This window comes from Nocardioides pakistanensis (genome assembly GCF_054781215.1).
The window spans coordinates 1-513 of sequence record NZ_BAAGUV010000059.1 but is presented as its reverse complement, the minus strand read 5'-3'; the positions used below and the strand labels follow the sequence as shown (position 1 = coordinate 513).

Annotated in this window: 1 protein-coding gene; it reads right to left on the bottom strand. The window is 65.7% G+C overall.

What is annotated here, in order from left to right:
- Window positions 1–164 (bottom strand): helix-turn-helix domain-containing protein (locus tag ACYVIH_RS17990; protein WP_460870891.1); only part of this gene is annotated, 164 nt, incomplete at its 3' end.
- Window positions 165–513 lie beyond the last annotated feature (349 nt).

Sequence of the window (513 nt, the reverse complement as noted above, 5' to 3'; positions counted from 1 at the left end):
TTCGGGCGTCGGGAGCGGGGCTCGAAGACGGCCTCGCCCTCGTGGCGGTAACGGGCCAGCAGTTCATAGAGCCAGGAACGGGAGACGCCGTACTCGGCGGCGACCTCGGGCACGGAACGCTTCTCGGTCACCAGCGCGGTGATGACCAGTCTGTTGAGTGTCATGCCCCGGACGCTGACGCCCGGGCAACTCAGAGTCCGGGATCTCCGGAGACATCCGTCCGGCATGTCTTGAGACACCTGTCCGGGATGTCCTGAACCAGCACACTGCCCCCGCTACCAATCTGGCCCGGGATTCAGTGCGAATCCCGGGCCAGAAAGCATTTGAGACTTGAACCTCCCTCCGGAAACCCTCCACTTTCGGTGTGGGGACGTCGCTCCGCGCCGCGTCCGTCTGAGCCGGTCCCGATTGCTGTCGGTCCTTGCCGTTGCTTGCGGTGCCGGATGCGGGGCCTTGACCCCGGACTTTGGACACGGGGTGGGATTACGCGGCTGACGGGAGCGTAGCGGCGTA